This window comes from Brevirhabdus sp. (genome assembly GCF_052826345.1).
Genome location: NZ_JBRBUA010000085.1, coordinates 39,556 through 49,072 on the forward strand (window position 1 = coordinate 39,556; position 9,517 = coordinate 49,072).

General features: G+C 64.0%; 8 protein-coding genes and 2 pseudogenes. All 10 read right to left on the reverse strand.

What is annotated here, in order from left to right:
* Positions 1–8: 8 nt before the first annotated feature.
* Positions 9–1,547, reverse strand: a complete 1,539-nt coding sequence (locus ACU0BR_RS10250) for an NADH-quinone oxidoreductase subunit M (protein ID WP_446156742.1) — start codon at positions 1,545–1,547, stop codon at positions 9–11.
* A gap of 9 nt (positions 1,548–1,556) precedes the next feature.
* Positions 1,557–3,712, reverse strand: a pseudogene (gene nuoL, locus ACU0BR_RS10255) (NADH-quinone oxidoreductase subunit L).
* A 6-nt stretch (positions 3,713–3,718) separates the two neighbouring features.
* Complete coding sequence (nuoK, locus tag ACU0BR_RS10260) at positions 3,719–4,024, reverse strand: NADH-quinone oxidoreductase subunit NuoK (RefSeq protein WP_446156743.1); 306 nt, start codon at positions 4,022–4,024, stop codon at positions 3,719–3,721.
* A gap of 122 nt (positions 4,025–4,146) precedes the next feature.
* Positions 4,147–4,761: an NADH-quinone oxidoreductase subunit J gene (locus ACU0BR_RS10265; protein ID WP_446156744.1), complete on the reverse strand. Its 615-nt coding sequence runs from the start codon at positions 4,759–4,761 to the stop codon at positions 4,147–4,149.
* On the reverse strand, positions 4,758–5,165 hold the full coding sequence (locus ACU0BR_RS10270) for a carboxymuconolactone decarboxylase family protein (protein WP_446156745.1): 408 nt from the start codon (positions 5,163–5,165) through the stop codon (positions 4,758–4,760). Before ACU0BR_RS10270 ends, ACU0BR_RS10265 begins: the two co-directional genes overlap by 4 nt.
* Positions 5,162–5,656 carry an NADH-quinone oxidoreductase subunit NuoI gene (gene nuoI / locus ACU0BR_RS10275; protein ID WP_446156746.1) on the reverse strand — a complete coding sequence of 165 codons (495 nt, stop codon included), beginning with the start codon at positions 5,654–5,656 and terminating at the stop codon, positions 5,162–5,164. Before nuoI ends, ACU0BR_RS10270 begins: the two co-directional genes overlap by 4 nt.
* Positions 5,653–6,399, reverse strand: a complete 747-nt coding sequence (locus ACU0BR_RS10280) for a hypothetical protein (protein ID WP_446156747.1) — start codon at positions 6,397–6,399, stop codon at positions 5,653–5,655. Before ACU0BR_RS10280 ends, nuoI begins: the two co-directional genes overlap by 4 nt.
* A gap of 1 nt (position 6,400) precedes the next feature.
* Positions 6,401–7,438 (reverse strand): NADH-quinone oxidoreductase subunit NuoH, encoded by a 1,038-nt coding sequence (gene nuoH, locus ACU0BR_RS10285; protein WP_446156748.1) that lies wholly within the window; start codon positions 7,436–7,438, stop codon positions 6,401–6,403.
* A gap of 6 nt (positions 7,439–7,444) precedes the next feature.
* Positions 7,445–7,858 carry a hypothetical protein gene (locus tag ACU0BR_RS10290; RefSeq protein WP_446156749.1) on the reverse strand — a complete coding sequence of 138 codons (414 nt, stop codon included), beginning with the start codon at positions 7,856–7,858 and terminating at the stop codon, positions 7,445–7,447.
* A gap of 41 nt (positions 7,859–7,899) precedes the next feature.
* Positions 7,900–9,517: pseudogene (locus ACU0BR_RS10295) on the reverse strand (molybdopterin-dependent oxidoreductase); the annotation flags it as partial.

Consider the following 9,517-nt stretch of genomic DNA (forward strand, 5'->3'; position numbering starts at 1 on the left):
TTCGGCCTTCAGTGTTTTGCCAGCTGAACATCGCCGCCTTCCAGCAGCGCGGTCTGGTAGTTGGACACGAGCGCCTCGACCGAGGGCCCGATGATATCGGTGACAAGGCTGGGATAGACGCCCAGCAACAGGGTCATCACCACCAGCGGCGCAAAGATCGCGCGTTCGCGTCGCGTCATGTCGGTGATGGACTTCAGCGATTCCTTGATCAGATCGCCCAGCACCACCCGGCGGTACAGCCAAAGCGCATAGGCCGCCGACAGGATCACGCCCGACGTCGCGAAGAGCGCGACCCAGGTATTGACCTGGAAGATCCCCACCAGCGTCAGGAATTCGCCGACGAACCCGCTGGTCCCCGGCAGGCCGACGTTGGCCATCGTGAACAGCAGAAAGATCATCGCATAGGCGGGCATCCGGTTCACCAGCCCGCCGTAGGCGTCGATCTCACGCGTGTGCATCCGGTCGTAGATCACGCCCACGCAAAGGAAAAGCGCGCTCGAGATGAAGCCGTGGCTGAGCATCTGAAAGATTGCGCCGTCGATGCCCTGCTGGTTGGCCGCAAAGATGCCCATCGTGACATAGCCCATATGCGCCACCGACGAATAGGCGATCAGCTTTTTCATGTCGCTCTGCGCCAGCGCCACCAGCGAGGTGTAGACAATGGCGATGGCCGACAGCCACAGCGCCAGCGGGGCCATGACCTCGGACCCGACGGGAAACATCGGCAGCGAAAACCGCAGGAACCCGTAGCCGCCCATTTTCAAGAGGATCGCCGCCAGCACCACCGACCCGGCCGTCGGCGCCTGGACATGCGCGTCGGGCAGCCATGTGTGTACCGGCCACATCGGCATCTTGACCGCGAAGGAGGCGAAGAACGCCAGCCAAAGCAGCGTCTGCATCCCGCCCACGACCTGGATGCCCAGCAGGCTGAAGGTCTGCGACCCGAATTGATGGGTCAGCAGCGTCGGAATGTCGGCGGTGCCCGCGTCGACATACATCGCCACGATCGCGACCAGCATCAGCACCGAACCCAGGAAGGTATAGAGGAAGAACTTGAACGAAGCGTAGATCCGGTTCGCCCCGCCCCAGATGCCGATGATCAGGAACATCGGGATCAGCCCGGCCTCGAAGAACAGGTAGAACAGGATCAGATCCAGCGCGCAGAACACGCCCAGCATCAGCGTTTCGAGCAGCAGGAAGGCGATCATGTAATCCTTGACGCGGTATTTCACGTCCCAGCAGGACGCGATCACCAGCGGCATCAGGAAGGTCGTCAGCATCACGAACAGGATCGAGATCCCGTCGACGCCCATCTTGTATTTCAACCCGCCCAGCCATTCGGCTTCCTCGACGAACTGAAAGCCCGGATCCTGGGGGTTGAACCCTGCCAGCAGGAACAGCGACACCAGGAAGGTCACCGAAGTGGCGATCATCGCCAGCCACTTGGCGTTGCGCTGCGCGGCCGCGTCGTCGCCCCGCAGGAACAGCGCCAGGATCAGCGCCGCCAGCAGCGGGATGAAGGTGATGATGGAAAGAAGATTGTCCATGTCAGACCCTCAGACGATCGCAAACCAGGTGATCATGGCGACAATGCCGATGACCATCGCGAATGCGTAGTGGAACAGGTAGCCGGACTGCGCTCGGCCGCTCAGGCGGGTGAAGAACGGCACGATGCCAAGCGCGACGCCGTTGATGGTGCCGTCGATGGTATCGCCATCGCCGCGCCGCCACAGGAAACTGCCCAGCCATTTCGCGGGACGCACGAACAGAAAGTCGTAGATCTCGTCGAAATACCACTTGTTGAGCAGCAGCTGGTACAGATGTTCCTGATTGCGCGCCAGCTTGCCCGGCAGATCGGGCCTGCGGATATACATCTGGAACGCCAGCAGAAAGCCCAGCAGCATCGCGATGAACGGGCTGATCTTCACCCAGACCGGCGCGTGATGCGCGGTGTCCATCACCGTGTTCTCGCGCCCGGTGTAGATCGCGCCCTGACCCGGCGCCGCGAATCCGCCTTCCGCCCCGGCGGCGTCGCCGGTCGCGTCGGCGGCCGTCGCATGGCCCGTATCCGCAGGATCTGCCCCGGCATCGACACCCCCGGTCCCGGCGGCGGCATGGTCGACCGCCGATACCGTGGCCGCGCCCTCGGCCCCGCCTGCCTGCGCCATGCTTTCGGGCACGGGCACGCCGAAGTACTTGCTGACCTCCTCGGTCTTGCCGAAAAATGCCTCCGCCCAGAGCGCGCCGGCGAAAACGGCGCCCAGCGACAGAACGCCCAGCGGGATCAGCATGACCCAGGGCTTTCATGCGCGTGCTCATGCGTGTGCCGATTGCCCCGGGCCGTGCCGAAGAAGGTCAGGAACATCAGGCGCCAGCTGTAAAAGCTGGTCAGCGCCGCGGCCAGCACCAGCATCCAGAAGGCGTAATTGCCCACCGCCGATTTGGCGCCCCAGCTCGATTCGATGATCGCATCCTTGGAGAAGAAGCCCGCGAAACCGATTTCCGTCATCGGAATGCCCACGCCCGTGATCGCCAGCGTGCCGATCATCATCGCCCAGAAGGTATAGGGAATCTTTTTGCGCAGCCCGCCGTAGTTCATCATGTTCTGCTCGTGGTGCATGGCATGGATGACCGACCCGGCCCCCAGAAACAGCATCGCCTTGAAAAACGCGTGGGTGACCAGATGGAACATCGCCGCGGAATAGACGCCGACGCCCGCCGCTACGAACATGTAGCCAAGCTGGCTCATCGTCGAATAGGCGATGACACGTTTGATATCGGTCTGCACCAGCCCGATCGTCGCCGCGACAAAGGCGGTGCTGGCGCCGATGATCACGATGATCGTCTTGGTGTCGGGTGCGAATTCGATCAGCGGCGACATGCGCGTGACCAGAAAGACGCCGGCCGTGACCATGGTGGCCGCGTGGATCAGCGCCGACACCGGGGTCGGGCCTTCCATCGCGTCGGGAAGCCAGGTGTGCAGGAAAAGCTGCGCCGACTTGCCCATCGCCCCGATGAACAGCAGAAGGGAAATCAGCTCTGCCGCGTTCCAGCTGAGGCCGATGAAAGTGATGTCGCGGGTCGCGAGATCGGGGGCCGCGGCGAAGATGTCGGAAAACTGGATGCTGTCGACCAGGAAGTAGAGCCCGAAGATGCCGAGCGCGAAACCGAAATCGCCGACCCGGTTCACCACGAACGCCTTGATCGCCGCCGCGTTGGCCGAAGGCTTGCGGTAGTAGAACCCGATCAGCAGATAGGAGGCGACGCCCACGCCTTCCCAGCCGAAGAACATCTGCACCAGGTTGTCGGAAGTCACCAGCGCCAGCATCGCGAAGGTGAAGAACGACAGATAGGCGAAGAAGCGGGGACGATAGACCTCGCCTTCGCGGAAATTCTCGTCATGCGCCATGTAACCCAGGCTGTAGAGGTGCACGAGGCTGGACACCGTGGTGACCACGATCAGCATGATCGCGGTCAGCCGGTCCAGCCGGATCGCCCAGTCCGTCGCGAGCGTGCCCGACTCGATCCAGCGCATGATGCTGATCTGCTGGGTGACGCCGTCGAACCGCAGATAGACGATCCAGGCGAGCACGGCGCACAGGAACAGGATGCCGGTCGCGGTCCAGGTCGCGGCCTTCTCGCCGATGAACTTCCAGCCGAAACCGCTGATCAGCGCGCCTACCAGCGGCGCGAGGAGGATGATCGTTTCCATCGCCGCCTATCCCTTCATCACGTTGACGTCTTCGACCGCGATCGTGCCGCGCGTGCGGAAGAAGCACACGAGGATCGCCAGCCCGATCGCCGCCTCGGCCGCCGCGACCGTCAGCACGAAAAGCGTGAACACCTGCCCCACCATGTCATCGAGATAAGCCGAGAAGGCGACGAAGTTGATGTTGACCGCCAGCAGGACCAGTTCGATCGACATCAGGATGACGATGACGTTCTTGCGGTTCAGGAAGATCCCGAAAATGCCGATGACAAACAGCGCCGCGGCGACTGTCAGATAGTGTTCAAGTCCGATCATCTGTCTTGTCCCTCACGCCCTGCGGCGTCCGTGGTTTTTTCCCGTGTCTTCATCGTCGACGCGGCCCGCCCGGCCGCTGCATCGCGGCGCCCTGTCCGACGCCCCGTCAACCGGCGCGGCGGCTACAGCCCCTGCCCCGGCTTCACGTCCTTCATCTCCATCGTCTTGGCCGGATCGCGGTACATCTGCGCCAGAACGTTCTGGCGCTTGACGTCGGTGCGGTGGCGCAGCGTCAGCACGATCGCGCCTATCATCGCCACCAACAGGATCAGCCCTGCGATTTCGAACAGATAGACATATTTGGTATAGACCAGCAGCCCCAGCGAAGAGGTGTTCTGCCGCGCCTCGAGCGCGGGCGCGACCGCCTGGCGCAGATCGAGCGCATTGTCCGCGTAGGTCCAGCTGCCGAAGACCAGCCCCAGCTCCATCAGCAGCACGATGCCGATCAGCAGGCCGATGGGCAGAAACTTCGCCATCTCGGCGCGCAGCTCGGCGAAATCGACGTCCAGCATCATCACGACGAACAGGAACAGCACCGCGACCGCGCCCACATAGACGATGACCAGCAGCATGGCGACGAATTCCGCCCCCACCAGCACGAAAAGTCCCGCGGAGGACAGGAAAGCCAGGATCAGCCACAACACCGAATGCACCGGGTTGCGCGACAGCACCGTCATCAGCCCGGCCGACACGACGGTCAGCGCAAACAGGTAAAATGCCAGGTCCGCGACGCTCATGCCTTGCTCTCCCCTTCCGGCTCCATCACTTCGCGGGCCAGCTCCATCGCCTTGGTCATGGCCGGAATGCCGCCGAAGACCCCCATCAATGCGATGGTTTCCGCGATTTCCTGCTTGGACGCTCCCGCCTCGATCGCGTGGCGCACGGTCAGGCGCAGCTGCGCCTCGGCCTGGGCGCCCAGCACGGTCAGCCCGCCCAGCGTCAACAGCATCTTGGTCTTGGAATCCAGCCCCTCGGGATTGAAGGTCTTGCCCATCATGGTTTCCATCATGTCCTTGGGCATGGTGGGCCACATCGCCTCGAACCCCTTGGGGGTGAAGCTCTCGAGCGCCGGGTTCATCTGGCGCAGCCAGTCCTGGCTCATCGCCATCATCTGGTCGAAAGGGTTCTTCGCGCTGCTCATCGGTAGGGGGCATCCATTTCCAGGTTGCGGGCGATCTCTGCTTCCCAGCGGTCGCCGTTCGCACGCAGCTTGGCCTTGTCGTAGTAAAGCTCTTCGCGGGTTTCGGTCGAAAACTCGAAATTCGGACCCTCGACGATGGCATCCACCGGGCAGGCTTCCTGGCAGAAGCCGCAGTAGATGCATTTGGTCATGTCGATGTCGTAGCGCGTGGTGCGGCGGCTGCCGTCCTCGCGCGGCTCGGCGTCGATGGTGATGGCCTGCGCGGGGCAGATCGCCTCGCAGAGCTTGCAGGCGATGCAGCGCTCTTCGCCGTTGGGATAGCGCCGCAGGGCGTGTTCGCCGCGGAACCGCGGGCTCAGCGGGCCCTTTTCATGCGGGTAGTTCAGCGTCGCCTTGGGACGGAAGAAATACTTGAACCCCAGTTTCAGGCCACCGAGAAAGTCGAACAGCAAAAAGTATTTCGCGGCGCGGGTGTAGTCGATCTGAGTCATGCCGTAGCCCACCGTTTTTCATAATCGCTCTGCAAGGCCTTGCCGCTTTTCGCGGCGCCCTCGGGCTTTTCAACCTCGTAGCACATCAGCAGCCGTGCCGAGGGCAGACGCCCCAGCAAGGGCGAGCCGATGTCGAACTGGATCCGCTGCCCCGCCTCCCGCGTATCGGTCAGCTCTCTGGAATACCATCCCTTGGGCGCGGCGACGTGGCAGGCGTGGACGCTGAAGCCGCGCGTCGATTTCCAATAGGTCCAGACAAGTTCCGGGGAAAACTGGTAAAAGCCGTGACCGGGATAGCCGTTGAACGGCGTGAAGGACACGAACCGCCCCCCCGGCATCAGCATCTCGGCCACGTTGTCCATTGCCTGCGCCACATCGAACACATGCTCCAGCGTGCCGCCGTCCACGATCAGGCCGAACTGGTTCTTCAGCTCGTCGGGCACCGGGTCGTTGAGATCCCAGACGATCCCGGCCCCCTCGAAGCCGGAAGCGTCGAGCGTCTCGACCTCCCCCAGGCCCAGCTTGCGGAACACGGTCTCGGAATAACGGTCGTCCTGCGCATACTCGACCACGTCGCCCTCGATCCCCGCCGCCCTGAGCGCGCGGGTGAAATGGGTGCGGTCGACCCAGCGGTTCGCCCGCATGTCGAATTTCTGCCGTCCCAGCATCAACGTACGTCCCGCAGGGGTGAACCTGCGCGACATTTTCGCGAGATGCAGGAAACTGGCATAGTTGAAGCCCATTTCAGCCCCCCACGGCCCAGCGGGCATAGGCGCCGCCGAAGGCCCCGAAATGGGCGAAAAAGGCGACCAGAACGACCCAGGCCAGCGACAGCGGCAGAAAGACCTTCCAGCCCACGCGCATCAGCTGGTCATAGCGGTAACGCGGCACCACCGCCTTGACCATGGCGAACATCAGGAAGAAGAACGCCATCTTGCCCACCATCCACAGCGCGCCGTCGGGCAGGCCCGGGATGGGCGACAGCCAGCCGCCGAAGAACAGCAGCGTGATCAGCGCGCACATCAGGAAGATGGCGATATATTCGCCCGCCATGAACAGCAGGAAGGGGGTCGAGGAATATTCCACCTGATACCCCGCCACCAGCTCCGACTCGGCCTCGGGCAGGTCGAAGGGCGGGCGGTTGGTTTCCGCCAGCGCCGAGATGAAGAACAGGAACACCATCGGGAAATGCGGCAGCCAGTACCAGTTGAAGAAGCCCAGATCGCCGTCCTGCGCACGCACGATGTCGCTGAAGTTCAGCGACCCCGTCGACAGGATCACACCGACGATGATCAGGCCGATGCTGACCTCGTAGCTGATCATCTGCGCGGCCGAGCGCAGCGAGCCGAGGAACGGATACTTGGAGTTCGACGCCCAGCCGCCCATGATCACGCCGTAGACCTCCAGCGAGGAAACGGCGAAGACATAGAGGATGGCCACGTTGATGTCGGCCAGCACCCAGCCCTCGGAAAAGGGAATGACCGCCCAGGCCATGATCGACAGCACGAAGGCAACCAAAGGCGCCAGCAGGAACACGACCTTGTCGGAACCGGCGGGCACCACGATTTCCTTGAGCACGTATTTCAGCGCGTCGGCCACCGATTGCAGCAGGCCGAAGGCGCCCACCACGTTGGGGCCGCGCCGCATCTGCACGGCGGCCCAGATCTTGCGGTCGCCGTAGACAAGGAAAAGGAGCGAGATCATCACGAAGCCGATGACGGCCAGCGATTGCGCCACGATGATCAGGGCGATGCCCAGTCCTGTGGAAAAGAAATCAGCCATAGGTCCTCATACCGTGGGTATCCCGTCTCTCTTGCAGTCTGCAACCACATCGCCGGCGTTGAGCGCAACCGCGCCCGCGGGGTAGCCGGGCGAGATGGTGTAAACAGCATCCGCCGTCCAAATACCACCGTCTTTCGACAGATTTGTGCGCACGTGCCGTGCAAAATCATATCCGCGGATCAACGCATATTGCGCCGCGGCGCACCGTGCATAGGCCTCTGCCAAGGTGCCGTCGCGGGTGCCGCGCGTGCCGACGCGCAGGTTGACCAGTTCGCGGTCCATCATCCGGGTGCTCACACCGACGAATTCGACATTCGACAGGTTGCGGCTGGCGGCGGCGCGTCTTTCGGCCGTCGTGGCCCCGCCGGACGGCGCACAGGCGGCCAGCGTGGCGGCCCCGGCAAGGCCCAGCCCGGCCATACGCCACCCGCCCCCTCTGCGCCTGTCCTGCCGCATCCCCGTTACTCCGCAGCCATTGCGCGGGCGGCGCGTGCCTTCGCGGCGGCGCTCAGCTCCGCCATCAGGGCGGAGGCCCGCGCGATCGGGTTCGACAGGTAGAAATCATGGACCGCAACGGCGAAATCTCCCGTTGCCGCGCCATCCCGGGCGATCTCCAGCGGTTGCCACCCGTTTTCCGGCACCTCGTCGATCATCGAAAGCAGCGGATGCGCCTCGACCAGCGCGCGGCGCAGGGCGATCAGGCTGTCGAAGGGCAGCGTCGCGCCCAGTTCCGCCGAAAGGGCGCGCAGCACGGCCCAGTTTTCCTTGGCCTCGCCGGGGGCGAAGCCCGCGCGCAGCGCCAGCTGCGGGCGGCCCTCGGTGTTGACGAAAAGCCCCTGTTCCTCGGTATAGGCGGCGCCGGGAAGGATGATATCGGCCCGATGCGCGCCGCGGTCGCCGTGGCTGCCCTGGTAAATCACCAACGGCCCCTCGGCGAGGTCGATCTCATCGGCCCCGAGGTTGTAGACCACATCCGCCCCGTCGAGCGCCGCGGCAATGCCGCCTTCGGTCACCGCGCCCACATCCATCGCCCCCACGCGTGCGGCGGCGCTGTGCAGGACCAGCAATTTGGATTTGGTGCGTTCGGCCAGGCTCATCGCCCTCGCCAGAACCGCCTCGCCATCGGCACCGACCAAGGCGCCCTGCCCCACGATGACGATCGACGCCTCCTCCAGCACCTTGCCGAATTCCATGTCGAGCATCTTGTCGAGCGCGGCGCGGTCGGTGCCCCCATGGGCATAATCATAGGTCAGATCCACGGCGGCGCCGATCAGCCCGATATTGGCGCCCTTCAGCCAGGCCTTGCGGATGCGCGCGTTCAGCACCGGGGCCTCGACGGCCGGGTTGGTGCCGATCAGCTGGATGTGCCTGGCCTCGTCGATATCGGCGATCGTCGCCGTGCCGACATAGCCCGAACGGTTGCCCGCGGGCAGCATCGCGCCATCGGTGCGGCATTCGACCGAACCGCCCAGCCCCTCGACCATCTGCTTCAGCGCGAAAGCGGCCTCGACCGGGGCCAGATCACCCACCAGCCCGGCAACCTTCGTGGCCCCCTTCAGCGCCGCCGCCGCCTTTTCCAGCGCTTCGGGCCAGCTGGCCGGGCGCAGCTTGCCGCCCTCGCGTACATAGGGCCGGTCCAGCCGCTGACGGCGCAGCCCGTCCCAGACAAAGCGCGTCTTGTCGGAAATCCATTCCTCGTTCACGCCGTCGTGGTTGATCGGCAGGATGCGCATGACCTCGCGCCCCTTGGTGTCGACGCGGATCGACGATCCCAGCGCATCCATCACGTCGATGGTCTGCGTCTTCGACAGCTCCCACGGGCGGGCGGTAAAGGCATAGGGTTTCGACACCAGCGCGCCCACCGGGCACAGGTCGATGATGTTGCCTTGCAGGTTCGAATCGAGCGTCTGGTTCAGATAGCTGGTGATCTCCGCATCCTCGCCGCGCCGGTCTGGCCCATCTGGGTGATGCCCGCGACCTCAGTGGTGAAGCGCACGCAGCGGGTGCAGGAGATGCAGCGCGTCATATGGGTTTCGACCAGCGGGCCGAGATCCAGATCCTCGGTCGCGCGCTTGGGCT